At 63.1% G+C, this 24286-nt stretch carries 24 protein-coding genes; 17 read left to right on the forward strand and 7 right to left on the reverse strand.

The window, feature by feature from the left end; genetic code table 11:
- Nucleotides 1-12: 12 nt before the first annotated feature.
- Together C7T36_RS08000 and C7T36_RS08005 are read left to right on the forward strand one after the other, a co-directional pair.
- Nucleotides 13-633, forward strand: a complete 621-nt coding sequence (locus C7T36_RS08000; protein ID WP_033231670.1) for an L-threonylcarbamoyladenylate synthase — start codon at nucleotides 13-15, stop codon at nucleotides 631-633.
- A gap of 13 nt (nucleotides 634-646) precedes the next feature.
- Nucleotides 647-1027, forward strand: a complete 381-nt coding sequence (locus tag C7T36_RS08005; RefSeq protein ID WP_033231671.1) for an SdpI family protein — start codon at nucleotides 647-649, stop codon at nucleotides 1025-1027.
- A gap of 10 nt (nucleotides 1028-1037) precedes the next feature.
- Here C7T36_RS08005 and C7T36_RS08010 read toward each other — a convergent pair whose 3' ends face one another.
- Together C7T36_RS08010 and C7T36_RS08015 are read right to left on the reverse strand one after the other, a co-directional pair.
- Nucleotides 1038-1586, reverse strand: a complete 549-nt coding sequence (locus tag C7T36_RS08010; RefSeq protein WP_033231672.1) for a TetR/AcrR family transcriptional regulator — start codon at nucleotides 1584-1586, stop codon at nucleotides 1038-1040.
- Complete coding sequence (locus C7T36_RS08015; protein ID WP_033231673.1) at nucleotides 1583-2815, reverse strand: cytochrome P450; 1233 nt, start codon at nucleotides 2813-2815, stop codon at nucleotides 1583-1585. The genes C7T36_RS08010 and C7T36_RS08015 overlap by 4 nt, the downstream gene beginning before the upstream one ends.
- A gap of 93 nt (nucleotides 2816-2908) precedes the next feature.
- Between C7T36_RS08015 and C7T36_RS08020 the strand changes: the two genes are divergently transcribed.
- On the forward strand, nucleotides 2909-3730 hold the full coding sequence (locus C7T36_RS08020; RefSeq protein WP_033231838.1) for a glycosyltransferase family 92 protein: 822 nt from the start codon (nucleotides 2909-2911) through the stop codon (nucleotides 3728-3730).
- Between the two features lie 96 nt (nucleotides 3731-3826).
- On the opposite strand, the gene C7T36_RS30080 is transcribed toward C7T36_RS08020, so the two are convergent.
- On the reverse strand, nucleotides 3827-3973 hold the full coding sequence (locus tag C7T36_RS30080) for a hypothetical protein (protein ID WP_155276676.1): 147 nt from the start codon (nucleotides 3971-3973) through the stop codon (nucleotides 3827-3829).
- Between the two features lie 205 nt (nucleotides 3974-4178).
- Between C7T36_RS30080 and C7T36_RS08025 the strand changes: the two genes are divergently transcribed.
- The gene (locus C7T36_RS08025) at nucleotides 4179-4940 is read left to right on the forward strand and encodes an SDR family NAD(P)-dependent oxidoreductase (protein ID WP_045064572.1); all 762 of its coding nucleotides are present in this window, start codon (nucleotides 4179-4181) and stop codon (nucleotides 4938-4940) included.
- Between the two features lie 365 nt (nucleotides 4941-5305).
- The gene (locus tag C7T36_RS08035; protein WP_045064577.1) at nucleotides 5306-6250 is read left to right on the forward strand and encodes an alpha/beta fold hydrolase; all 945 of its coding nucleotides are present in this window, start codon (nucleotides 5306-5308) and stop codon (nucleotides 6248-6250) included.
- On the opposite strand, the gene C7T36_RS08040 is transcribed toward C7T36_RS08035, so the two are convergent.
- Entirely contained in the window at nucleotides 6240-7250 is a 1011-nt protein-coding gene (locus tag C7T36_RS08040) for an Lrp/AsnC family transcriptional regulator (protein ID WP_045064579.1), read from the reverse strand. The two genes, C7T36_RS08035 and C7T36_RS08040, sit on opposite strands and share 11 nt — an antisense overlap.
- Before the next feature lie 70 nt (nucleotides 7251-7320).
- Between C7T36_RS08040 and C7T36_RS08045 the strand changes: the two genes are divergently transcribed.
- The 3 genes from C7T36_RS08045 (at nucleotide 7321) to C7T36_RS08055 (ending at nucleotide 10565) form a co-directional block, all read left to right on the forward strand.
- Nucleotides 7321-8475 carry a M20 family metallopeptidase gene (locus tag C7T36_RS08045; protein ID WP_033231676.1) on the forward strand — a complete coding sequence of 385 codons (1155 nt, stop codon included), beginning with the start codon at nucleotides 7321-7323 and terminating at the stop codon, nucleotides 8473-8475.
- Between the two features lie 47 nt (nucleotides 8476-8522).
- Nucleotides 8523-9281 (forward strand): VOC family protein, encoded by a 759-nt coding sequence (locus C7T36_RS08050; RefSeq protein WP_033231841.1) that lies wholly within the window; start codon nucleotides 8523-8525, stop codon nucleotides 9279-9281.
- Between the two features lie 129 nt (nucleotides 9282-9410).
- Nucleotides 9411-10565 carry an alkaline phosphatase family protein gene (locus tag C7T36_RS08055; RefSeq protein ID WP_033231677.1) on the forward strand — a complete coding sequence of 385 codons (1155 nt, stop codon included), beginning with the start codon at nucleotides 9411-9413 and terminating at the stop codon, nucleotides 10563-10565.
- 66 nt (nucleotides 10566-10631) lie between these two features.
- On the opposite strand, the gene C7T36_RS08060 is transcribed toward C7T36_RS08055, so the two are convergent.
- The 3 genes from C7T36_RS08060 to C7T36_RS08070 form a co-directional block, all read right to left on the reverse strand.
- Complete coding sequence (locus C7T36_RS08060) at nucleotides 10632-11660, reverse strand: beta-ketoacyl-ACP synthase III (RefSeq protein ID WP_033231678.1); 1029 nt, start codon at nucleotides 11658-11660, stop codon at nucleotides 10632-10634.
- 161 nt (nucleotides 11661-11821) lie between these two features.
- Nucleotides 11822-12463 carry a response regulator transcription factor gene (locus C7T36_RS08065; protein WP_033231679.1) on the reverse strand — a complete coding sequence of 214 codons (642 nt, stop codon included), beginning with the start codon at nucleotides 12461-12463 and terminating at the stop codon, nucleotides 11822-11824.
- A complete protein-coding gene (locus tag C7T36_RS08070) occupies nucleotides 12451-13677 on the reverse strand; it encodes a sensor histidine kinase (protein WP_084702433.1) in 1227 nt (408 codons plus the stop codon). Before C7T36_RS08070 ends, C7T36_RS08065 begins: the two co-directional genes overlap by 13 nt.
- Nucleotides 13678-13786: 109 nt before the next feature.
- On the opposite strand from C7T36_RS08070, the gene C7T36_RS08075 reads away from it, so the two are divergent.
- From C7T36_RS08075 to C7T36_RS08115, 9 genes are all read left to right on the forward strand, one after another.
- Entirely contained in the window at nucleotides 13787-14569 is a 783-nt protein-coding gene (locus C7T36_RS08075; protein WP_045064584.1) for an ABC transporter ATP-binding protein, read from the forward strand.
- A gap of 2 nt (nucleotides 14570-14571) precedes the next feature.
- Complete coding sequence (locus C7T36_RS08080) at nucleotides 14572-17028, forward strand: FtsX-like permease family protein (protein ID WP_239654620.1); 2457 nt, start codon at nucleotides 14572-14574, stop codon at nucleotides 17026-17028.
- A 21-nt stretch (nucleotides 17029-17049) separates the two neighbouring features.
- A complete protein-coding gene (locus C7T36_RS08085; RefSeq protein ID WP_033231683.1) occupies nucleotides 17050-17658 on the forward strand; it encodes a bifunctional 2-polyprenyl-6-hydroxyphenol methylase/3-demethylubiquinol 3-O-methyltransferase UbiG in 609 nt (202 codons plus the stop codon).
- Between the two features lie 98 nt (nucleotides 17659-17756).
- Complete coding sequence (locus C7T36_RS08090) at nucleotides 17757-19592, forward strand: acyl-CoA dehydrogenase (RefSeq protein WP_045066672.1); 1836 nt, start codon at nucleotides 17757-17759, stop codon at nucleotides 19590-19592.
- A gap of 187 nt (nucleotides 19593-19779) precedes the next feature.
- Nucleotides 19780-20511 carry an ATP-binding cassette domain-containing protein gene (locus C7T36_RS08095; protein WP_084702435.1) on the forward strand — a complete coding sequence of 244 codons (732 nt, stop codon included), beginning with the start codon at nucleotides 19780-19782 and terminating at the stop codon, nucleotides 20509-20511.
- A 5-nt stretch (nucleotides 20512-20516) separates the two neighbouring features.
- Nucleotides 20517-22529 carry a YhgE/Pip domain-containing protein gene (locus C7T36_RS08100; protein WP_045064588.1) on the forward strand — a complete coding sequence of 671 codons (2013 nt, stop codon included), beginning with the start codon at nucleotides 20517-20519 and terminating at the stop codon, nucleotides 22527-22529.
- Nucleotides 22530-22581: 52 nt separating this feature from the next.
- The gene (locus tag C7T36_RS08105) at nucleotides 22582-22809 is read left to right on the forward strand and encodes a helix-turn-helix transcriptional regulator (RefSeq protein ID WP_045064590.1); all 228 of its coding nucleotides are present in this window, start codon (nucleotides 22582-22584) and stop codon (nucleotides 22807-22809) included.
- The gene (locus tag C7T36_RS08110; RefSeq protein ID WP_033231688.1) at nucleotides 22806-23294 is read left to right on the forward strand and encodes a hypothetical protein; all 489 of its coding nucleotides are present in this window, start codon (nucleotides 22806-22808) and stop codon (nucleotides 23292-23294) included. The genes C7T36_RS08105 and C7T36_RS08110 overlap by 4 nt, the downstream gene beginning before the upstream one ends.
- A gap of 99 nt (nucleotides 23295-23393) precedes the next feature.
- Nucleotides 23394-24284: a glycosyltransferase family 2 protein gene (locus C7T36_RS08115; protein ID WP_033231689.1), complete on the forward strand. Its 891-nt coding sequence runs from the start codon at nucleotides 23394-23396 to the stop codon at nucleotides 24282-24284.
- Nucleotides 24285-24286: the final 2 nt, after the last annotated feature.

Below are 24286 nucleotides of genomic sequence, written 5' to 3' on the forward strand. Positions count from 1 at the left end.
TAGGCTGGACACATGGCCAGATACTTCGATGTCCACCCGCACGACCCGCAGCCGCGTGCGATCAGCCAGATCGTCGCAATGCTTCGGGACGATGCCCTCATCGCGTACCCGACAGATTCCTGCTACGCCTTGGGCAGCCGGATGGACAACCACGGTGGCGTTGATCGGATTCGCGACATCAGGGCGCTGCGCTCCGATCACCATTTCACCTTGGTGTGCGCGGACTTCTCACAGCTCGGCCACTTCGTGCATGTGAACAACGCCGCGTTTCGCGCTGTAAAAGCTGCCACGCCAGGGCAATACACGTTCATCCTGCCCGCAACCAAGGAAGTGCCGCGGCGCCTTGCACATCCGAAGAAGAAAACCGTCGGCGTGCGAATCCCGAACCATCCGGTAGTGCGTGCCCTTTTGCACGAACTCGGCGAACCGCTGCTCTCGAGCACCCTGATATTGCCCGGTGCAGAAGAACCCATGACGGATGGTTGGCTGATCAAGGAAGAACTCGACAACCAGCTCGACGCCGTTATCGACTCGGGCGATTGTGGCACCGAACCGACAACTGTCGTCGACTTCTCGTCCGGTGCACCGGAGGTTGTCCGCGTCGGCGGCGGCGACCCGTCACGTTTCGAGTAAGCGCTTCGATTTCATGTCGCAATCTCAGGATCTGGTCGGCGCTGTACTCGGATTGTCGATCGGCACCATAACCCTGGTGGCCGTTGCATCGCTGATCGCGAAGTTTCCCGGCGACGAGCCGAACTCCGTGATGGGAATACGCACCAAAGCAACCATGTCGAGCCCCGAAGCTTGGCAGCAGGCCCATCAAGCCGCCCGCCCAGGGCTGCGGCGGGCAACATGGATTGCGCTGGCCGGCTTTGCTGTTCAGCTTGGCATCGCCATCACGATCGGCGTCGGGACTGCTGCTTCTGCGACGGCGGCCGCAGTCGTGTTTGCCGCGGTGACGGTCGCGATCCTGGCTGCCGCACTGACCGGCAACAGGGTCGCGCGAGAAATTCAGTGCCGCAACTGAATCCGCTCTCCTAGGTGGGAATCAGGACACTGGCAACAAACGCCTTCACCAGAGCCCGCTCGTCACGCGCGTCGACGCCAGGCACCATGAGGAGCGAGAGAATGACTCGTACCGTCCACTTCGCCTGAGCCGCGTCGGCACTGCTGCCGAGGAACGCGGCGCCCAATCCGTTGATGACCTCCGACGAATTCGCAAGCTCACCGGCCAGACTCGCATCGCCCGGCAAAAACCACACCGCCAGGGTCGGGGTACTGCGCACCGCGGCCACCGCCGAGAGAATCGCCGTTTCGAGTCGCTCGCGCGGATCGGTGATCGGCGCAACAGTCGTGGCAATGGCAGCACCCAGCGTGCGAGCCTCACGGTGAACAAACGCAACGTGCAGGGCCTGCCGATTCTCGAAATAGCGGTACAGAGTGGCCCGGGAACAACCTGCAGCAGAGGCTATCTCAGCCATTCCCACCGCGCCTACGCCCTTCTCGACAAACAACAATGCCGCGCTGTCGAGAATCTTCTCGGCAGCAGCAATGGCCCGGCCGTCCCCCAGCCAGTCGCTGCTCACGACGCGTTCACCGACAGCGGAGCCGTCAGCGGACGGCGGACGTAGTTTCCCGGTGCGTAGGTCATCGCGTCGATGTCGACGTGGAAGTCGGGAATGCGAGCCAGCAACTCTTCCAACGCAACTCGTGCTTGCATACGAGCAGCCGACGCACCCAGACAGTGATGTGCTCCGTGACTGAACGTCAAGATCTTCTGCGGTTTGCGCAGCACATCGAGTTCACCGGCATCGGGGCCGTACTTCGACGGGTCACGATTAGCTGCTCCGTACATCAACAGCACCTTGCGCCCGGCCGGAATAGTCTTGCCGCCCAAGCTCACATCGCGGGTGACGGTTCGAGCAAGACCCTGCACCGGCGACGTGAGTCGCAACAGTTCCTCGACCGCGTCGGTGATCAGTTCCGGATCGTCGATCAGAAGCTGACGCTGGTCGACTCGCTCGGTCAGCATCGCCACCGAACCGCCCAACATCCCTGTTGTGGTGTCGTTTCCGCCTGCCACCATGGTGAACGCAAATCCCAGGATCGACAGCAAACCACTGATGTCCCCCTCCTCGCCGAGTCCTGCCGCCAGAAGGTGTGAGATCGTATCGTCGCCCGGTTCCACCTTGCGTCGCTCGACCAACGACGCGAAGTACATCATCAACTCACCGGTCGCGGCCTGCGCCGTTGTTGCTGCGGCGAGCGCACCCCCGGCAGAATTGGCCGCAACGATCGCCTCCGTCCACCCGTCGAACTGGTCGCGATCGGATTCCGGAACCCCCAGGTAGTGCGCAACAACCATCGACGGCAGTGGCTTGAAAAGTTCGACGACGATGTCACCGCCGCCGCGAGCTTTCAGTGCCTCGATGCGCTCGACCACAAACTCCCGAACCATCGGCTCGACGGCAGACACCTGGCGGGGCGTGAATCCCTTGGAGACCATGCGGCGAAACTCCGACTGAGCCGGCGGATCCTGCATCACAAAAGGCGGATTGTCCTGCATACCTATCTGTTCCAGCTCGCCGTAGACGGTGGTCAGACCCTTGGCGGACGAGTACGTCTGGTAATCCCGCGCTGCGTTGTAGACATCCTCGTGGCGCGTGAGAACCCAATAGTCGTCACCGGGCGCCTCGGGGACCACATGATGAACGGGGTCGTACTCACGCAAGGCGTCGTACATCGCCCAGGGCGATCGCCAGGATTCCCCGGTCGACGGAACAAACCGTGGCAAGTGTGACACAGATGACGTCATGCCTCGACTATGAGACAGAATCACGATTATGTCAATGCTTGGTGTTCAATGCTTGGTGCTCATGGGATGCATCCGCCGCATTATCGTGTTGCCATGAGCACGGAGCACAGTTCCAGCAGCAAGACCCGCACCGTTGTCGCAGTCCTCCTCCCCCGCGAACACCTGCCCTTCATCCGCGATTGGTGCGTGCACCACATCGAACAGGGATGGGACATCGTGTTGTACGACAACACCGGCTCCGTTGGATCGTCGCGGCGCAGCAGCGCATTCAGCCTGAACCGGTGGCACGGAGGAAGCGTCGACAAGCGCGGAAACTCCTACGGCGCGTACACCGAAACACTGTCCGACAGTGACGTTCAAGCAGCATTTCGCCGCGAACTGCAGGGCCTCCCGGTCACGGTCGTCGAATGGCAACCCCGGAATGCGGAAGGCCGGATAGTGCACGGCCAGGTCGAGGCATACGTCGACTACATCACGAGATTTCGCACTACTGTCGCCTGGAGCGCCTTCATCGACGCCGACGAATACCTCCAGCACGCACCGGGATTGAACTGGGACGACCTACTGCACGCTGCATCGGAACAGGACTGCCACCGCATCCAACTCGACGCACTGGTCTACGAATCACGCTGGACCAGCCGCGGCGAACCACGCGAACTGCGAAGCCTCACATGCCAAGGGCTGCAAGAGTACGGCTGCAAGAACATCGTTCGCCTGTCGGAAGTTCTCGACGCCGACATTCACTGGTACTGGAAAACCACGGGGGAAGACACCCGCATCACACCGGACCGCTCGCTCTTCTGGTTCCGTCACTACCGCGGCAGCGAGGCAGTCCTCGACCTCACGCCGAAGGAGAATTACACCCGGCCGGACACTGCCGAAAGTCTGGAAGTTCCGCAGGCCCGCTTCCAATGAATGTGTCTGCAAGACACAGATATTGGAACGGTAGATAGACCTCCGGCCCGCGACCTGTTGCCAGTTCGCGGGCCGGAGATTCAGATCAGAAACAGATCAGGAGCCGGTGCCGGCGTTGATCAGTCCGGCGAGGCCGAGGATCGCGCCGACGCCGCCGATGAGGCCTGCGATGGGCGAAGCGTACTTAGCCAGGTCGCCGAGCAACTTAGCGGTATCGGCGTCAATGCTACCTGTGGTTGGCATTTCAATCTCCTCATCATGGAATGTGTGCGTGTGCCCCACGCCGGGTATGTAACGGCGCTCACACTAGCTGTAAGACGACCGATTTTAAAAGCGGTTCCACTGAGTGGGATGCAAATCACATCCCGACCAGTAAGAAGCCAGGAGAAATACTGCGCGGAGGAGGCAACCATTCGGGGACCGCTAAATGACGAGCAGGAGAACAACAGTGGGCAAATTGGACGGAAAAGTGGCGCTCATCACAGGCGCTGGCCAAGGTGTTGGGCAGGGAGTCGCATTTGCCCTGGCCAAGGAAGGTGCGTCCATTGCAGTTGTCGGTCGCACCGAATCGAAGCTCGTGGACACGTGCAAGGAAATCGCCGACCGTGGTGGCCGCGCCGAGCCGGTGCTGGCCGATGTCAGCGACGGAGACTCAATCACCGCTGCTGTTGACCGAACCGTCGAACTGTTCGGCGGCGTCGACATCCTCGTCAACAACGCGAGCCTGAACCCCTTGGGCAACATTCTGGATCTGACGCCCGAGAAGCTGGCTGCCGGACTCGAGTCCGGGCCCGTGGCAACTCTGCGCACGATGCAGGCGTGCTACCCGTCGATGAAGGCCCGTGGCGGCGGCGCGATCATCAACATGGTCAGCTCGGTGGCCGTTCGGTGGGACGCCAGCGGCTACGGCGGGTACGCGGCCGTCAAGGAGTCCGTGCGTGCACTCACGCGAGCAGCAGCCTGCGAGTGGGGTGTGGACGGGATTCGTGTCCTTGCTGTCGCCCCACACGCGTCGTCGCCCGGCTTGCAGCGGTGGGCCGACGCTCGCCCCGAGGAAGCAGCGGCCTTCGTTGCCAGCATTCCGATGCGCCGCATCGGTGACTGCGAAAACGACATCGGCACTGCCGTCGCGTTCCTCGTCGGACCCGACGCCGGCTACCTGACCGGTGCCACAATCCCGCTCGACGGTGGACAGTCCCGCTGGGGGTGACAGAACTTTGGACGGCCCTGGATCGATTACCGATTCAGGGCCGTTCGACTGTGCTTTTACTACGATCACCCAGCAATGTCCTGTCCTCAGCCGTTGATCGGTGAAATACAAATGCCACCAAAGCGGACGACAGGCTCAGAACAGTCAGAATGATTAACCCGACCATCCACCACATGGCTGCCAGTATGCCGGACGGTGTGTCTGCGGTGACAAGCACCCGAATGAGATCGGGCAAACCGGACAACTGCGAAACCGTTTCTGCCACAGTCCAATAGACCAGTGGCGTTCGGCGCCGCTACAACACACTGCGTGATCGACGGCACAGGGTACTCACACGATCAACAAATACAGGGCATTCTGGAGGGATGACTTTGCCCCGTTCCGCCGTGGAAGCCGTCGACACTGCGCTCAGTGCCCCGTGGGGCGGAATCAGCAACATCGCCGATCTCGACGGGGACATGCACTGGGTAGACTTCGGTGGACCGGAAGACTCGACACCGATCGTCCTGGTCCACGGACTTGGCGGCTCGCATTTGAACTGGGTCCGGGTGGCGCCGACCCTGGCGAATCACGCCCGTGTCTACGCGGTGGATCTGCCTGGCTTCGGCCTCACCCAGGCTCACGGTCGCACTACACACATTCAGGCAAATGCCGCACTCCTGAACCGGTTTATCGACACGGTTGTCGGAAAACCGGTAATTCTGTTCGGCAACTCGATGGGCGGAATGGTATCTGCCCTCGCTACCGCCGCCCGCCCTGATTCGGTGGCCGGCCTGGTATTGGTCGACCCGGCACTGCCGCTACCGATTCGGATCCCCGACCCCGTTATCGCTGCCCAATTCCTCGTGTACGCGCTGCCCTATGTGGGGGAACAGGCAATGAGCCTTGGCCGACGGACGATGACGGACGAGCAGTTGGCCACGCAGATGACCAACCTCTGCTTCGTGGACCCCACCCGCGCCGACTCCGAGGTGGTTGCAGCAGGCGCGGCCCTGTCGAAGATCCGGCGTGGCTTTGCCACTCAGGACGCAGAGTTCCTACAAGCCGCACGATCACTGCTCACCGTGTTGGCCCGTCCACAGAAGTATCGAAAAGCATTGCGCGACATCAGTGCTCCCACCCTCCTGCTGCACGGCGAGCGCGATCGCCTCGTCTCGGTAGCGGCGGCACGATCTGCCGCCGCAGCACATCCGCACTGGACCACGATCATCCTCGGCGACACCGGGCACACTCCCCAGCTGGAATTACCCGACGAGTTCAACCGTCATGTCCTGGCCTGGCTCTCGCACACGAGCCTGATCACGACCTGACACTCACCGGAACCACACCCATGGATCGGCCGTCCCGATCGAGCAAGTGCCCCATCAGTTTTGGCGTGTCCAGAACAACTCGCCGGTCCACCACTTCGAGCGTCGGTGCCCGGGCAGCCAAGTCCGCTTCGAGTGCCGCGAGGTCAGGCAGTGCGCGAAACCACCCGGCAAAGAAGAGGTTGTTCGATCCGGCAACGGCGGCAACAAGACGAATCTCCGTCCGGGCCCGTAGGATTCGCGCCGCACGCTCCGCATCGAGCACTGGAATCCGAGCCGTGAACAGTACCCGGATCGGCCGCCCCGTCGCGAATCTCGCCAATTCACAACGCAACAGAGTGTGCTGCGACAGGGCGCGGCCCAGCCGTCGACGAGCCGTCGAGGTGCTGATCTCGAGTTCATGAGCCAGTTCGGTCACCGACACGCGCGGTCTGCGTCCGAGAACGTCGATCACGGCGACCGTTGCCCGGTCCAACGGATGTCGGCGGCCGAGCGGCGGTGGTGCCACCCCTGATTCACGCAGCGTCCGAACACCGGACGGTTCGAGAGTGCCCAGCCGCCAACGGCTTCCCTCGGTGAATACCCTGGTGACAGGATGCACCACGACGTCGGTCACCCCGTCCTGAAGTTGCAGATCGTCGAGTACGTATCGAGCCAGCGCATCTGTGCCGACAAACAACGCTTCCGCCATGACTGCGCAACCACCCGAGTGAACGTTCACGCTCATCACATGCGCGTGCGCCACGAGTTCGTCGACGATCCGTTTGCGTGATCGAGGTTCGCACCGGATGTCGAGGAATGCCAACACCGATCCCGCGTCGGCAGCCGGGTACGCCGCTATCCAGGCAGTGCCCGAGTCGGTGAGAGATCTCCACCGACGCGCAGCGGTCACCGGATCAACCCCGACAACGCTGCCGATCAACGCCCACGGTGCGCGCGGCTGTACCTGCATCGCGTGGACGATTCGCAGATCGATCTCGTCCAAAACTATCGAATCCTGCATGAAGAAATAAATTAGTACACAAATACTGCATTTTGGTCCGCAGATCCCAGCGCGAACGCAGTCTCAGACGATGACGACAAAAGATCGCGCGGCCAAGCACCTCGACACCATCTCCGATGCCGCACTGGCACTGAGTCACCAGATCCATGAAGATCCCGAACTCGCGTTTGCCGAATACAACGCGTCGGCCGCCGTCGCGGACATGCTCGAGGGTGCCGGTTTTGCGGTCGAGCGCGGTGTTGCCGGACTCCCGACCGCACTCGCCGCTACGTACGGCAACGGCGAACTCGTGATCGGACTGTTTGCCGAGTACGACGCGCTCCCGGACATCGGACATGCCTGCGGGCACAACATCATCGCCTCTGCCGCTGTGACCGCGGGATTGCTCCTCGCACCGTTGGCCGACGAATTGGGAATCACCGTGGCCGTCTTCGGAACTCCCGCCGAAGAGGGTGGCGGCGGAAAGGTCGTCATGCTCGAGGAGGGCATCTTCGATTCACTGCACTGCGCCATGATGGTGCACCCCGGCGCGGGAGACCTGCGCGCCCCCAACATGCTTGCCATCTCGCACCTCGACGTCGAGTACACCGGAGTGTCCTCGCACGCGTCGTTTGCCGTCGGCGCCGTCAACGCGGCCGACGCGTTCACCGTCGCCCAGGTGAGCATCGGTCTACTGCGACAGCATCTTCCGAAGGACGTTCAAGTTCACGGCTACGTCAGCGACGCCGGTGTCGCACCCAATGTCATTCCCGGTAGTTCACACGGGACGTACGCCGTCCGAGCCGAAACGCTGGGCGGCGTCGAGGCAGCCCAGCCCAAGGTGGAGCAGTGCTTCACCGCCGGTGCCATCGCGACGGGTTGCGACATCGCGATGACGTCACCGTCGCCCGCATACGCGGAGTCACGGTGGGATCAGCAGTTGAGCGTCCTCTACCAGGAGAACCTCGAGGCTCTCGGTCGCACGTTCTTCGATTACAACGGTCCGGCGGCCGGATCGACGGACATGGGCAATGTCTCGCACCGCATCCCCACCATCCATCCCATCATCGGGATCGAATGCAACGGCGCCGGCAATCACCAGCCCGAGTTCACTGCGTACTGCCGCTCCGAGACCGGCGACAAAGCCGTCCTGGACGGCGCGCTGGGACTGGCGTGGACGGCGATCGACTGTGCAACTGATGCGGAGGTGCGTGCCCGGCTCCTTGAAGGACCTGCCGCCCCGTGAGCCTTTTCGGTAGCGTCAACCACCACAACGACGCACAGGAGGAACTCATGCTCGACGGAACTCCCTGTTGGATCGACCTCACCAGTTCGGACACCGAGGTCGCGAAGAACTTCTACACCAACGTGTTCGGCTGGCAGGTCGACGGCAACGACGATCCGCAGTACGGCGGATACGCCATCTTCAGCAAGGACGGGCAGCCCATTGCCGGTCTCGGCCCCCAGCAGGAGGGCAATCCGTACGGCAACATCTGGACCACCTATATCTCGTCCTCCGACGCGGCTGCCTCGGCCGCCAAAGCGGAGGCTGCCGGCGGCACGATCATGATGCCGTCCATGCAGGTCGGCGATCAGGGGAGCATGGCGATTGTCGGCGATCCGGCCGGTGCGGTGATCGGAATCTGGCAGCCCGATCAGCATGAGGGATTCGGTGTGGTCGGAGTTCCCGGCGCTCCGGTATGGCACGAGACGATGTCGAAGAATTACACGGCGGCTCTGCCGTTCTACGCGGATGTGTTCGGCTGGCAGTTCGAGTCGATGGGTGACACGGACGAGTTCCGCTATTCACAGGCCAAGCTGGGCGGCCCCGCGATTGCCGGCGTCATGGATGCCAGTTCGTTCCTGCCGACGGAGGTGCCGTCCTTCTGGCAGGTGTACTTCGGCGCCGACGACACCGATGCCGCGGTCGCGAAGGTCGTCGAGTTCGGTGGCAGCGTCATCGCGGCCCCTGAGGACACCCCGTTCGGACGCCTGGCGGGTGTCGCAGATCCACTAGGGGCTGCGTTCCGAATTTCGACCATCGTGGGCTGAGGGCCCGCGACCCTGTGCGCCTTTCCGGTAGCGCCGACTACCAAAAAGGCGCACGGGGGCTTCGCCCCCAATTTGAACGCATGCCCAGAAGGTATGCAGTTTTCGGCGTTCACCGCCTAATCTCATGGGATGCCCGCCCCCGCACCTCTCCTCGATGTGTACTCACAACCGACACTGTCGACCCTTGCGCCGTCAATTCTCGCCTCGCTGGGAGTTGCCGGCGAGGCCAATCGACTGAATCTGCCACCCAGCAAGAGAACGGTGATCTTGCTGGTCGACGGTATGGGAGCCAATCTCCTGGCGCGCAATGCCGAGCATGCCCCGTACTTGAACTCTTGGGTAGGCTCCCCCATCCGCGCCGGATTTCCCACGACGACGGCCACCAGCATCGTGTCCCTGGGAACCGGCCTCCCGTCGGGCGCGCACGGCATTACCGGCTACCAGTCGTACGTCGAGGAAGCCGATGCGGTGTTCAACTGGCTCGGATGGCATCCCACCGGGAAAAAAGAGTCGTACGCCGATTCGATCGTCCCCGAGGTTCTTCAACCGGAAGCCACGACGTTCGACCGGGCGCAGGCCGCAGGCATCACTGTGACGACGGTTGTCCCGTCCAAGTTCGACGGCAGCGGACTTACTCGCGCGGGCATGCGCGGTGCAGCTTTTGCCGGCATTCAGGCGTACGGCGATCTGGTGGCTCGCACGGTTGCCGTCGCAAAATCCGCGGAGCGCACGTTCACGTATTGCTATATCAGCGAGATCGACGCCCTCGGGCATGTGTACGGACCTGAATCGGAGCCGTGGCTCCAGCAACTGTCACTGGTCGATCGTGTCGTCGAACAACTCGCCGCTGCTCTCGGTCCGGACGTGACTCTGATCGTGACCGCCGACCACGGAATGGTCGAGATCACCGACGCGAACAAGATCGACTACGACAACTCGCCGGTCCTGTCCAAAGACGTCCTCGCGCTCGCCGGCGAACCACGCTGCCGGCACATCCACACCCGCGAAGGTGCGGCAGCCGACGTGGCTGCGCGGTGGCGAGCCGAACTCGGCGACCGGATGTGGATCGGCACACGGGCCGAGGGCATTGTCGCCGGATTATTCGGCCCCTCAGTACATTCCGCGTTTCACGGGCGAATCGGCGACGTCATCGCCATCGCCACCGACGATGTTGCTGTGGTGCGCCGCTCGGTGGAATCAGGCCTGGCCGGGCTGCCCGGTCAGCACGGCGCCCTCACCCCGGACGAACTACTGATCCCACTACTGTCGTCGCCGACCCGCTGAGCCGAACCAAACATAACGAGAGCCCGCGAACCTGTTCGGTTCGCGGGCTCTCGTCTGTGAGGAAGATCAGGCGTTCGGATCAGTTCCGAGCGGCGGCAGGATGACGACCTGGCCGGCGTAGGACAGTCCGGCACCGAAGCCGACCAACAGGGCCTTGTCGCCCGGCTTGACCTGGCCGTCGCGGAGCATCTGCTCCATGGCCAGCGGCACCGAAGCTGCGGACGTGTTGCCCGTCTCGGCAATGTCGTTGGAGACCGGGAATCCCTCGGGCAGCTTCATGCTGCGCGCGATGACCTCGTTGATGCGCTGGTTGGCCTGGTGCGGCACAAACGCGTCGATGTCATCGATGGTCAGACCCGACTTCTCGAGCGTGCGCGTGGCAACCTTGCCCATTTCGAAAGCAGCCCAACGGAATACGGCCGTGCCGGCCATCTTGATCCACGGCCGAGCGCCTTCGGGCTTCTCGATGAACTCGAGCCAGCTCGGCTCCTGCTTGATGGCGTCGGACTGACTTCCGTCCGAACCCCACTCGACGGGGCCGATTCCCACGGTGTCACTGACACCGACGATGACGGCGCCGGCGCCGTCGCCGAAGATGAAGCGCACACTGCGGTCGGTCGGCTCGGTGGTGTCACTCATGCGGTCGACGCCGACGACAAGTGCGTAGTCGGCAGTTCCGCCGCGGATCAGGTCGTTGGCAACACCGAGTGCGGTGCTGAATCCGGCACAGCCGGCAGCCAGGTCGAATGCGGCCGGACCGTTCATACCGAGTTCGTGAGCGATCACCGATGCGGCCTGCGGCGTCTGCAGGTCGTAGGTGGAGGTGGCGATGATGACAGCGCCGATCTGCTCGGGAGCGATGCCACTGGCAGCCAGGGCGCCACGTGCGGCACCGAGAGACATCGCGACGACGCCTTCGCCGTCGCCGGCAAAGCGGCGCGACTTGATGCCTGTGCGGGTCTGAATCCACTCGTCCGTGGAATCGATCGTCTCGCAGATCTCGTCGTTGGTCACAACCCGCTCAGGGCGGTGAACGCCGAGCCCGAGAAGGACGGACTGCCGACCTCCGGCCACACTGGCAATCGGCTTACCCATTGATCGATCTCCTCGTTGCTTCAGGTGCTTGACTCGTTTCCGAGATCACACGTTACGTAGCGGACATACGCCCACGCCTCTCAGGTCACCGTTAGGTTACGACAACAACATGAGGCTGGCTCACATTACGCTTGCGGCGCGTCCGCCGTCCAGATGTTCGGTCAAGCCCGCAAATGGGCTAGAACAGCTAGAACCCGACGATGTCCGCTTTGGGAAGTCGACAGGCCGAGCTTCGCGAAGATATTTCCTATGTGCTTGCTCACAGCAGTGTCGCTGACAACCAGTTTCTGCGCGATTTCCTGATTTCCCAACCCTTCTGCCATTAAACCGAGCACTTCCGATTCCCGCGGGGTGAGTGCGCGAATGGGATCGTCGGCGCGACGACGGCTCATCAGTTGGGATACCACCTCGGGATCCATGACGGTTCCGCCGCCGATCACCCGCTCGAGAGCGTCGACAAATTCGGCGACCTTGCCGACACGTTCCTTCAGGAGGTATCCCACACCGCCGGCGCCACCCGCGAGCAGCTCACCGGCGTAGCGGTCCTCCACGTACGCCGAGAGGACCAGAACGGGGAAGCCTGGCCGTGCCTTGCGAACCTCTATCGCGGCCCGCAGACCCTCGTTGGTGAACGTGGGCGGCATCCGCACGTCCAGGACACCGGCGTCTGGGGCCGTTTCCTCGAACACCGACAGGAACTGGTCCGCGTCCGGCACCGCGACGACCTCGTAGCCCTCCCCGCGCAACAGCAGCGCCAGTCCCTCACGCAGCAAAGCATCGTCCTCGGCAATCAGTATCCGCACGGCAGTTCCACCCTCATCGTTGTCGGCCCACCGGCCGGACTGTCCAGGACCACAGTTCCCTCGAATGCTTCGACCCGACGCCTGATGCCGGCGAGACCGCCCCCGAGGCGCTCGCTCGCGCCGCCGTGTCCGTTGTCGAGAACATCGATTGTCATGGTCTCAGGATCGGATTTCGTGGCCGCTCGCACAGTGACGGCGTGTGCTCCACTGTGTTTGGCGACGTTGGTCAGCGCCTCGGCCACCACGAAGTAGGCAGCGGCCTCCACCGCGGCCGGAGCGCGTCGTAGGTTCTCGATCTCGAGCACACAGGGCACGGTTGAACGTCCCGCAAGAGCGGACACCGCACCGTCCAGACCGAGTTCGTCGAGAATCGGCGGGTAGATGTCGTGAACAAGCGCCCGTAGCTCGCTCAGCGCTTCCGTGGCCGCTGCCTGTGCCCGATGCACCTGCGGAAGCGCCTGATCCGGATTGTTCGACAGGGCCCGCTCGGCCATTCCCAGCATCATCACCACCGCCACCAGACGATTCTGGGCACCGTCATGCAGATCCCGCTCGATACGTTTGAGTTCTGCCGAGTGTGCGTCCAACGCCGCCGCACGACTTGCGGTCAATTCGCTCACCCGCCGCGACAAATCCGCCCGGGCATCATCCGCAAGGAGAGACGACGCCAACAGAGCGAGCCACCGCGCCATCGCCGGAATCAGCCACCACGCCAACAACAAATACAGGGCACCGATGACGGGCATGCCGGCCGCGCCCCACCACGACGTCACGGGATAAGGATTGGACACCGGCTCGTCGGCGGGCATCGCCTGCCAATAGAACGGAACCGCAAAGGTATTGAGCGCGCCCAGTGGCAACGCGACGGTGAGAAGTCCGGCAACGGGTGCTCCCATCGCATGGAGAACCAACCAGCCGCCGTCGCGTCGCGTCGACCGTTCGGTGAGCAGTCGACGCAGATCCCCGATACCCGGGTTGGTCGGCATGGGCGGATAGCGATGGGGAACAGCAGAACCCGAGTAACGAGCCGCCCGCGCGCGGGCAAGATCCGCCCACCATCGCAACACGCGCACGTACGACGGAACCAGCGCCCACCCCACGATCAGCACCGACAGCGAGAGCAGGACCATGCCGGCTATCACCAAAGCCAGGGACACCACGCCGGCGCAACCCTCGACAAGCACGTAGCGCACTGCCCGAAACCTCTGCTTCACCGTCCCAGCATGCCGCACTCACCGCGCAGATCCACTACAGCTGGCTACACCATTGATTCGGGACTCTGCAGGATGTCGGGACGCGCCGAATCTCCCTAGCGTCTATTTCATGAAGAATCGACACGCGGTCCTCAATCCCCCCGCTCCGACGGCGACCACTGCGGCTGTTCGGCTCGAGGGAGTCAGCAAGGTCTACGGCAAGGGCTACGGCAAGGGCGGCGGCGTCACTGCTCTCGACAATGTCAGCCTCACCCTGCCCCGCAGCACGTTCACCGCGGTCATGGGCCCGTCCGGTTCGGGCAAGAGCACCTTCCTGCACTGCGCTGCCGGTCTCGACAGCCCGACCAGCGGATCGACCTGGCTGGGCGGCACCGACATGTCACGACTGAAGCCGAAGGCCCGCAGCATCTTCCGGCGCGATCATGTCGGTTTTGTCTTCCAGGCGTACAACCTGCTCGGCGCGCTGACCGTGCAACAGAACGTCACACTCCCCCTACTCCTCGCCGGACGCACCGCCGACAAAAACTATCTGACCTTCGTTCTGGAGGCCGTCGGACTCGGTGCGTTGCGCAATCGCGCACCCGCCGAACTGTCCGGCGGACAACAACAACGAGTTGCCATCGCCAGGGCACTCATCACCCGACCCGACGCGCTTTTTGCCGACGAACCCACCGGCGCGCTCGACTCACGCAGCGCGAAGCAGGTTTTGGAACTTCTGCGCCACACCGCTGCCGAGTTCGATCAGACCGTTGTCATGGTCACCCACGATCCCGTTGCCGCGTCGTATGCCGACCGGGTGCTGTTTCTGGCAGACGGAAAACTGGTCGGGCACATCGACCGGCCCACCCCGGCGCAGGTCGCCGAGCGCATGACGCACCTCGGGGACTGGTGACCGTGAAAGCTCATACCGTTGCCCATCTGAAGGCACACCGCTCCGGCTTCATCGCCGTATTCGTATCCGTGTTCTGCGCCGCCCTCCTCACCTGCGCGTTGGGCATTCTGCTGGAATCGGGAGTGCGAGGTGGAGTCTCGCCGCACCTGTATGCCGGAGCCGATGCCGTCGTCAGTGCGCCGCAGGCATTGGCGGTCAAGGAAGACGCCGATCAGCCCTTTGCCGAGCGGGTTCTGCTCGATAGCGATGTGGTTCACAAGCTCGATGCACTCGATGCCACCGTCGTTCCCGATATCTCCGTCCCCGTCAGCACCGCCGACGGCGTCGTACTCGACGCACATCCTTGGCGTACAGCGCAATTGGCACCATATTCGCTGACCGAAGGACGCGCACCGCAGAACAGCAATGAAGTTGTCTCCACTACCGGCGCTGCCGTCGGTGAGCGAATCACGCTGGCGCACGGCGGGATAGTGGACGAGTACACCGTTGTCGGCACAGCCGATTCGGATTCGGAAGCATCACCGGACCGTCCGGCACTCGTCTTCCTCGAAGACCAGGAGGCGCAACGGTTGTGGCCGCATCACGGCTCGGTCACCGCCGTCGGTGTGATCGCACCCGAAGGCGTGAACGCGGCCGCTCTCGCCAGCGAGGCCCTGTCCGGCACCGACGCTGAGATCTCGGCCGGCACCGCGCGTGGCGGCATCGAATTCCTCGACGCCGGTGCTGCGCGGACCCAGTTGATCGCGCTCTGCGCGTCGTTTGCGGGTCTCGCTTTGATGGTCGCCATGTTTGTCGTGTCCAGCACGCTGTCACTCTCGATCAACGCACGCCGTCGAGAATTTGCTCTGCTGCGCGCAATCGGCGCGACCACGCGCCAGATTCACACGATGATCGGACGCGAGGTGCTCCTCGTCGCTACCGCCGCAGCCGCCCTCGGGCTGATCCCCGGCTTCCTGCTCGCGAAAGTTCTGGGCGCACAGTTCGCGAGCGCCGGCGTCATCCCTCCCGATTTTGCCTTGGTATACAGCCCGATTCCCGCTTTGGGCGCGTTTGTCATCTGCGTTCTGACCGCGCGGGGCGCAGCGGCGGTGGCTGCCCGCCGCCCGGCAAAACTCGAACCTACCGAGGCGCTGCGCGAATCCGAGCGCGGCCCAGCCGAATTGAGTAGGCCCCGGATTGTCACCGGAGCCGTGCTCGGCGTGCTCGGTCTGAGTATGTCCGTGCTCCCGGCGTTCCTGCCCGGCGAGGCTGCAGCTGCCGGAGCGGGCAGCAGCGCGCTGTTGCTGATCTTCTCCGTCGCCTTACTTGGTCCTCTGCTGGTGCGCGCCATCATCCGGGCCGTCGGCGGGCCACTGCGCCGTAGCACCCGAGCGCCGCGAGTTCTGGCTGCCGCAAATGCCGAATCTCATTCGCGTCGGCTCTCCTCCGCCATCGTGCCGCTCGCTCTGGCCATCGCCCTTGGCTGCGTGCAGTTCTTCAGCCAGTCAACCGTCGCCGCGGAGGCAACCGATCAGTCGATCAAGGGAGTGACCGCAGATCTGATCGTCGGCGCTCCGGCCGGCATCGCACCCGCGCTCCTCGACTCCGTCAGGGCAATTCCGGGAGTGAGCGCCGCCAACCCCGTCGTCCGCAGTCAGGTCCTGCCGGTGACGAGTGGGGACGAGGCCGGCGCAGCGGTCACCCCGATCTCCGCGCAAGGAATCGACGCCGCTCACGCCGCGCCCACTCTCGACCTCGATGTCATCGAGGGAGATTTAGCCGATCTGACCGACGACACCGTTGCCGTAAGCAGCGACGGCGCCTTCGCCCTCGGTGCCCGCGTCGGTGGTCGCATCGATCTCCATCTCGGCGACGGCACGGTGATACATCCGTTGGTTGTCGCGAGGTACGGTCGTGGACTCGGTTTCGGCGACGTCACTCTGCCAGTCGATACGCTGCGGACACACTCCACCGACGCGCTGATCGACACGGTTCTGGTGCGCGCCGAACCTGGACGCATCAATGAGGTGCAGCAGTCACTGCAGTCCTTCTCCTCTATCTCGGCAACGAACCAGGACCAGTTCGGGGCCGCCGGCGCCGACGAGCGTCGAATGCAGTCCTGGGTGAGCATCCTCGCGGTCCTGGTTCTGCTGGGTTATCTGGCTGTCGCTGTTGTGAACACCTTGGTCGCGGCCACCGCGGAACGCGCGCGAGAGTTTGCCCTACTGCAACTCGTGGGCGCCAGAACCAATCAGGTTCGCGCCATGATGCGGATCGAATCCGTCATGGTGGTCGGTATCGCCATTGTGGTCGGGACGCTGATCGCCATACCTCCGCTGGTGGGGATCGCGATAGCCGTCTCCGGCGCGCCGGTACCCACCGTCTCGCCGGCGGTCTACGGATCGATCGTTGCCGTCACTGCCGCCTTGGGATTCCTGTCGATCGCCGTCCCGACGCGGGGGGCACTGCGCAAGAACTGAGTGCCACTACCGTCGTCACTTATGGACGCGGCCGACTGGGACAAGAAGTACGAACGATCGGAACTCGTCTGGGGCGCTCCCCCGAACGAGCTTCTGGTGGAATACGCGACGGCCCTCCCCCACGGCAAGGCATTGGACCTGGCCTGCGGCGAGGGCCGCAACGCGTTGTGGCTGGCAACACGAGGCTGGGAAGTGACCGGCATCGACTACTCGGCCGTCGCGATCGACAAGGCCCGCACGATCGCCTCCCGATCCCCACGCTCCGTGGTCGATCGACTGGACTACCGCTGCGGTGACGTCACCACGGTCGAGTACGGCCACAATTACGATCTTGCGCTCGTTCTGTACCTCCATCTGCCGGCACCACAGCGCACGTTGGTTGTGAACCGTGCCATAAATTCTCTGAAACCTGACGGAATCCTCATGATTTTGGGTCACGACCGAAGCAACGTCGATTACGGCGTCGGCGGACCACAGGATCCCGAAATCCTCTACACGCCAGAGGATTTGATGGAAGAATTCGGAAACCGGCTCAGTTTCGAGATCGCCGGAAATCCGCACAGACACACCGAAACGGGAATCGCGATCGACGCACTTGTCATCGGACGGAAATTCGATGTTGGCAGTTGAAAGAACGACTAGTAACATGTATTAAGTTACCGACGAGTAATAAACTTCGGGCGGTACTAGGAGTGCTGGACCGCACCACCTCACTGGGAGAAGCAGACATGGGCCATTACAAGAGCAACGTCAGGGACCTCGAGTTCAACCTCTTCGAGGTACTCGGACTGGAAAAGCCACTGAGCGAAGGCGCTTGGGGCGATCTCGATGCCGACACCGTCCGCAGCATGCTGGCCGAGGTCGCACGACTGGCTGAGGGACCTCTCGCCGAGTCCTTCGCCGACGCCGACCGTAACCCGCCTGTCTTCGACCCGGAGACCCACGAGGCGAAGCTTCCCGAATCCTTCAAGAAGTCCTTCCGCACCATGTGGGACGCCGAGTGGTTCCGCATGGGCCTGAGCGAAGAGGTCGGCGGCGTACCCGTCCCCCGCACGGTCGTGTGGGCGATCGCCGAAATGCTCCTCGGCGCGCAGCCGGCCGCATTCATGTACCAGGCCGGCCCCTCCTTCGCCGACGTGCTGTTCAACAACGGCACCGAAGAGCAGAAGAGCTGGGCAGCCACTGCTGTCGAACGCGGCTGGGGCGCCACTATGGTCCTCACCGAGCCCGACGCAGGCTCCGACGTCGGCGCCGGCCGCACCAAGGCGATCAAGCAGGACGACGGCTCCTGGCACATCGAAGGTGTCAAGCGCTTCATCACGTCCGCAACCTCGGATGATCTGTTCGAGAACATCTTCCACCTCGTCCTCGCTCGCCCCGAAGGCGCCGGCCCCGGCACCAAGGGTCTGAGCCTGTTCTTCGTCCCGAAGACGCACTTCAACTTCGAGACCAACGAACTCGGCGAGCGCAACGGCGTCTTCGTCACCAACGTCGAGCACAAGATGGGCCTCAAGGCATCCACCACGTGTGAGCTCACCTTCGGTGGCCACGGCGTCCCCGCCCAGGGCTGGCTGGTCGGCGAGGTTCACAACGGCATCGCGCAGATGTTCGACGTCATCGAGCACGCTCGAATGATGGTGGGCACCAAGGCTATCTCCACCCTTTCCACCGGCTACCTCAACGCTCTCGACTACGCAAAGCAGCGCGTCCAGGGTGCCGATCTCACCCAGATGACCAACAAGGCCGCACCGCGCGTCACCATCACGCACCACCCCGACGTGCGTCGTAGCCTCGCGATGCAGAAGGCATACGCCGAAGGCCTGCGTGCGGTGTACCTCTACACCGCGGCGCACCAGGACGAGATCGTCGCCAAGCATGTCTCGGGCGCCGACAAGGACACCGCGTTCCGCGTCAACGACCTCATGCTCCCCATCGTCAAGGGCGTCGGCTCCGAGCGCGCATACCAGTACCTGACCGACAGCCTCCAGACCCTCGGCGGCTCGGGATTCCTGCAGGACTACCCGATCGAGCAGTACATCCGCGACTCCAAGATCGACTCGCTGTACGAAGGAACCACCGCCATCCAGGCGCAGGACTTCTTCTTCCGCAAGATCGCTCGTGACCGCGGTGTCGCCCTCGCTCACATTGCCGGACAGATCAAGACGTTCATCGACAGTGAAGCAGGCAACGGTCGCCTCAAGGCGGAACGCGCACTGCTCGCTTCCGCCCTCGAAGACGTCCAGACCATGGCGGCAACCCTCACCGGGTTCCTCATGGGCGCTCAGGAGCAGCCTTCCGAGCTGTACAAGGTCGGACTCGGCTCGGTGCGCTTCCTGATGGCTGTCGGCGACCTGATCATCGGCTGGCAGCTGCTGCGCCAGTCGGAGATCGCTATCGCAGCGCTGGACAACGGCGCTTCCGACAAGGACAAGGCGTTCTACGAGGGCAAGGTCGCCATCGCGTCCTTCTTCGCCAAGAACGTACTGCCGGAGCTCACCGCGTCGCGCGAGATCATCGCCAACACGGAGAACGACATCATGGAGATCGACGAAGCTGCATTCTGATCGACTGAACCGGGTCCGGCCGCTGAGGGGTTTTCCCTCGGCGGCCGGACCCGTTTCAGTTCGCTGATCGTGAAGGTTTTTACTCGCGCAGCGAGCAAAAACCTTCACGATCGGCCGCCCACTCGGGGCACCAGTTCGGGTTGTCTGTGGTTGGCTGAACCAGCACTGCCGACTCCAACCCGAAAAGGTGATCGCCGTGGCCGCTCCGCACGAGGCGTACGAATCCCAGCCCGAGTACACGCGCGAGACAGCAGTAACAGCGCGGGGACTACGCCTCGACGGACCGTGGGGCCCGGTATTCGGCCCGGTAGACCTCGACATCGGAGCCGGCGGCGTCACCGTCATCGAAGGCTCGGCCGGATCCGGACGCACCTCACTGCTCCTGGCACTGAGCGGGCGATTGAAGCCCAGTTCCGGGTCACTGAGCGTATTCGGACGTACCCGCCCGCGCGACATCTTCGACATCTGCTCCATCGCCGGTTTCGAGGACATCGACGAACTGGCACAGTCGGTCACCGTTCGCGACCTCGTCACGGAGCAGATCCGTTGGGATGCACCATGGTACAAATTGATCGGCCGCGCCGGTGACGAGCAACTCGCCGCCGTCTGCGGGCCGGTGTTCGGCGATCACCCACTACCGCGTCTGGGTCAATACGTCAGCGATCTCGGTGAACTCGAAGCCACCTTGCTGCGGATCGCCGTCGCAAACACCAAGAAGACCGCGGTGCTTGTCATCGACGACCTCGAGCAGGTACGACGCGATTACGAGCGCGCCTACCTGGTGGAGCGACTCGCCGACCTGGGCCGATATCAGACCGTCATCTGCTCCACGGTGAATCCGCTGCCCGAAGGAACACCGGTCGACGTGCTCACTCTGCGCGACGATGTCACCTATCCCGATCAAGAAGGCGCGAGGTAGCGGCGATGCTTGCAGGAATGTCACTCGGAACCGAGCTGAAGCGGTTCTCCCGGGGAGTCATGCCCCGAATCGCACTCGTCACCATCATCCTCATGCCACTGTTGTACGGCGCAATGTACTTGTGGGCGTTCTGGAATCCGTTCGGCGAGGTCAACAAGGTTCCGGTCGCGCTGGTCAACATCGATCGCGGCGCCATGGTTCAAGGGAAAGAACTCAACGCGGGTGACCAGGTGAGCCAAGCCCTCCTCGACTCCGGCGAACTGGACCTACACCTCGTCTCCCCCGCCGAAGCAGCGCAGGGCGTTTCGGACGGCACGTACTACTTCTCGTTGACACTGCCCGAGAATTTCAGTGAAGCGGTCGCCTCGCCCACGTCCGACAACCCACGTAAAGCCCAGTTGCAGTTCGCCTTCAACGACGTGAACAACTACCTGGCCACGATCATCGGCCAAAATGCCGCCCAGCAGATTCTCAACCAGGTGGGCGCCACGATCGGCGCACAATCCGTCGAGACCGTGTTGCTGGGACTCACCGACGCGGGCGCCGGGCTGAAACAGGCCGCTGACGGAGCACAACAACTCTCCGCCGGCATGACAACCGCAAACGACGGCGCAGCCCAACTTGCCAGTGGCTCGAAGACTTTGGCGGACAACATGGTGACCGCCCGCGACGGCGCCGCCACCCTTGCCGACGGTACCGCGCAACTATCGGCGGGAATCGACACCGCAACCGGTGGAATCCTGGCGCTCACCGACGGATTGGGACAACTCGATGTGGGTGCCGGTCAACTGGGCAACGGCGCAACAGAACTCAGCGGCGGCGTCACCCAGGTTGTCGACACCCTCGATGTTCTGGGCGACACGCAAGCTCAGGCAACACAGTTGGTGGGCCAAGCCGTGGCAGCACTGCGCCTGAATCCCGATCCCGTTTCGCAGCAGATCGCCAACGCGTTGGCACCCGCCCAGGACATCCTGCGCACCCAAGGGTTCGGCGAATCCACCATGGGACAACTGGCCGAGCTCAAAAGCGGCGCACAGCAACTCGCGTATCAACTCGGAGATCCGTCGAGCACCTTCCGTGCCGGCCTGAGCGCGGCAGTCGGCGGCGGCGGCGAACTGCGCAGCGGACTCGTCCAGCTACGCGACGGAGGCCAACAGGTCAATGCCGGCGCCCAAACACTGAGCAGTGGTCTCGTACAGCTCACCGACGGCAGTATCGAACTCTCCGACGGCGCTGCTCAGCTCGCCGAGGGAACCCCGAAGTTGCAGGCCGGCGCGTCCGAACTTGCCACCAAGCTCACCGAAGGCTCCGGGCAGGTGCCGAGTTGGACTGACGAGCAGCGCACCGCGGCAGCGCAAACGCTCTCCAGTCCGGTCGAACTGCAGGAAACCTACAAGAACCGAGCCGCCACCTTCGGCACCGGTTTCGCTCCGTTCTTCCTGCCTCTCGCATTGTTCGTGGGCGGCATCATCACGTGGATGTTGCTCAAGCCACTACAGAACCGCCCGATCGCCAACGGACTGGGAGCGCTGCGCGTTGTGTTGGCGTCGTACTGGCCGGCACTGCTGATCGGCGTCTGCCAGGTGATCGTCATGTACGTGGTGGTGCACTTCGGAGTGGGACTGCATGCCACGCATGTCGCGGGCACCGTCGGATTCCTCATTCTCATCACCGCCACCTACATGGCACTCATCCAAGCCTTCAACGCGATATTCGGTGTGTCCGTCGGACGCGTTGTCACCCTGGCGTTCCTGATGTTGCAGCTGGTTTCGGCCGGCGGAATCTATCCCGTCGAAACCACAGCCAAACCCTTCCAGATCATTCATCCGTTCGATCCGATGACGTACGCCGTCAACGGTCTGCGCCAGCTCACGGTAGGCGGAATCGACTCTAGGCTCTGGGTGTCCATCGCGGTGCTCAGCGGGGTTCTGATCGCATCACTGACCGCCAGTTCGCTTGCCGCCCGGCGCAATCGGCAGTGGACGATGGATAGATTGCATCCGCCGATCGAGGTGTAGCGCTGTGACAAGTCTACTTGACATTGAATGACAAGTGTTCTTTACTTTTTCCATGGTCGAAAGAGCCGGAGACAACCGAGTGCGTGAGCACCGACGCCTCGTTGGGCTCACCCAGGCGCAGCTGGCCTCAGCTGGGCAAGTGAGTCGGCAGAGCATCGTCTCCATCGAACGCGGTGACTACGCACCCAGTGTCTACCTGGCAATACGGCTGGCAGGAGCGCTGGGAACCACCGTCGAAACACTCTTCCCGCTACCGGAACATGCCGAGGAGACAGTATGAGCACGATGATGAAGGCACTGCGGTTCGTCGGCGATCTGGACGACGACTTCTACAAGGACGAGCGCCAACGCGACGTGTGGAACGAAGCCTCAGCGGTCGGGTTCCAACTGGCGTACTGGATCGCTTTGATCGCCGCCGCGATTCTGCCGTGGGTTGCCGGACGAACCGGCGCGTGGATTTCATTCGGACTGATCATCGGGTGGTTTGTCTGTTCGATGGTGGTGCTGCGCTACGCACAGGCTCACGATGTCGATGTCTACGCGAGCATGAGGGGTCTCGAGCCCCGAGTACTCGTGGCCGGGTCCGTCTACGTGATCGCACTGATCGGCGTCGTCGCACAACTGATGGCTCGGCCGGGCGAGGGAATCGCGACCTGGGCCGGCGGTGGAGTCGGTGCGCTCATCGGACTCACGGCTGCCGTCCTGGGTGTAAAACGCCACCAGAGGCGCGCCGCCCTACGCGACGAGGCGGACGAGCTTCTCTGAACGCCCATCTTTCTGACAGCCCATAAGTTCGCGGCAACCGAATAGAGTGGAGGCGCGCTCGGGCTCTACCTGCTCGGGTCCCCACTATTCGGAGGTCAGATGCCCAGCCCACTCCCGGACTTGGTGTCGGTTGTCATACCCGCGTACAACGCCACCGAACTGATCGACGAACAGCTGGACGCGCTGGCCGCACAGGATTACGTAGGCCGCTTCGAAGTAATCGTCAGCGACAACGGTTCTACCGACGGTCTTCGGCGGCACCTGGAAAACTATCCCCATGCGGCCGCGCTCGCGCTACGGCTGATCGACAGCAGCGACAAGCCCGGTGCGGCGCACGCCCGCAATGCCGGTGTGGCACAGTCCAAGGGCGAGCTGATCGCATTCGCCGACGCCGACGACCGCGTCCACTCCGGGTGGCTCAGCGCGATGGTGGAAGCATGCACGCGCTACGACGCAGTGGGCGGCACACTCGAAACGGCGTCGATCAACTCTGCTGCCGTCGCCTCCTGGCGCCCACTTCCGACAAGCGGCACATTGCCGAACATCCCCGGATTTCTCCCTGTCACTGCAGGCTGCAGTTTTGCCGCGCCACGGTCCCTCATCGACGAGCTCGGTGGATGGGACGAGGAATTCACCGGTTCCGGTGAAGACTTCGAGTTCTGCGTTCGACTTCAATTGCGGGGCTTCACTCTCGGACAGGCCACCGACGCCGTGACCGCTTACCGCCTGCGTGACTCGTACCTCGAACACTGGCGACAGAACGTGGCGGGCGGACGTGCCGATGCCAAGCTCTACGCGAGTTTCCGCGACCACGGAATGCCTCGCCGATCGCCCATTGCGCTGGCTGACACGATTGCCTACATTGTCTTCCGAAATCCCTTGATTCCGAGGAAGGTCCGGAGAAACACCACGGGAATGTGGCTCTTCCACCTCGCCAATCTCTACGGACGCATCCGTGGCAGCATCGAAAACCGTGTCTACTACCTCTGAAA

The organism is Rhodococcus sp. AD45-ID (assembly GCF_003023755.1).
GTDB classification, from domain to species: domain Bacteria; phylum Actinomycetota; class Actinomycetes; order Mycobacteriales; family Mycobacteriaceae; genus Rhodococcus_F; species Rhodococcus_F globerula.

What these genes read in the sequence shown, in the direction of transcription:
- C7T36_RS08060 (WP_033231678.1), bottom strand. Translation starts at nt 11,660, where the DNA reads ATGGGTAAGCCGATTGCCAGTGTGGCCGGAGGTCGGCAGTCCGTCCTT.
- C7T36_RS08005 (WP_033231671.1), top strand. Translation starts at nt 647, where the DNA reads ATGTCGCAATCTCAGGATCTGGTCGGCGCTGTACTCGGATTGTCGATC.
- C7T36_RS08050 (WP_033231841.1), top strand. Translation starts at nt 8,523, where the DNA reads ATGCTCGACGGAACTCCCTGTTGGATCGACCTCACCAGTTCGGACACC.
- C7T36_RS08055 (WP_033231677.1), top strand. Translation starts at nt 9,411, where the DNA reads ATGCCCGCCCCCGCACCTCTCCTCGATGTGTACTCACAACCGACACTG.
- C7T36_RS08075 (WP_045064584.1), top strand. Translation starts at nt 13,787, where the DNA reads ATGAAGAATCGACACGCGGTCCTCAATCCCCCCGCTCCGACGGCGACC.
- C7T36_RS08100 (WP_045064588.1), top strand. Translation starts at nt 20,517, where the DNA reads ATGCTTGCAGGAATGTCACTCGGAACCGAGCTGAAGCGGTTCTCCCGG.
- C7T36_RS30080 (WP_155276676.1), bottom strand. Translation starts at nt 3,973, where the DNA reads ATGCCAACCACAGGTAGCATTGACGCCGATACCGCTAAGTTGCTCGGC.
- C7T36_RS08015 (WP_033231673.1), bottom strand. Translation starts at nt 2,815, where the DNA reads ATGACGTCATCTGTGTCACACTTGCCACGGTTTGTTCCGTCGACCGGG.
- C7T36_RS08045 (WP_033231676.1), top strand. Translation starts at nt 7,321, where the DNA reads ATGACGACAAAAGATCGCGCGGCCAAGCACCTCGACACCATCTCCGAT.
- C7T36_RS08020 (WP_033231838.1), top strand. Translation starts at nt 2,909, where the DNA reads ATGAGCACGGAGCACAGTTCCAGCAGCAAGACCCGCACCGTTGTCGCA.
- C7T36_RS08040 (WP_045064579.1), bottom strand. Translation starts at nt 7,250, where the DNA reads ATGCAGGATTCGATAGTTTTGGACGAGATCGATCTGCGAATCGTCCAC.
- C7T36_RS08090 (WP_045066672.1), top strand. Translation starts at nt 17,757, where the DNA reads ATGGGCCATTACAAGAGCAACGTCAGGGACCTCGAGTTCAACCTCTTC.
- C7T36_RS08035 (WP_045064577.1), top strand. Translation starts at nt 5,306, where the DNA reads ATGACTTTGCCCCGTTCCGCCGTGGAAGCCGTCGACACTGCGCTCAGT.
- C7T36_RS08000 (WP_033231670.1), top strand. Translation starts at nt 13, where the DNA reads ATGGCCAGATACTTCGATGTCCACCCGCACGACCCGCAGCCGCGTGCG.
- C7T36_RS08085 (WP_033231683.1), top strand. Translation starts at nt 17,050, where the DNA reads ATGGACGCGGCCGACTGGGACAAGAAGTACGAACGATCGGAACTCGTC.
- C7T36_RS08115 (WP_033231689.1), top strand. Translation starts at nt 23,394, where the DNA reads ATGCCCAGCCCACTCCCGGACTTGGTGTCGGTTGTCATACCCGCGTAC.
- C7T36_RS08110 (WP_033231688.1), top strand. Translation starts at nt 22,806, where the DNA reads ATGAGCACGATGATGAAGGCACTGCGGTTCGTCGGCGATCTGGACGAC.
- C7T36_RS08105 (WP_045064590.1), top strand. Translation starts at nt 22,582, where the DNA reads ATGGTCGAAAGAGCCGGAGACAACCGAGTGCGTGAGCACCGACGCCTC.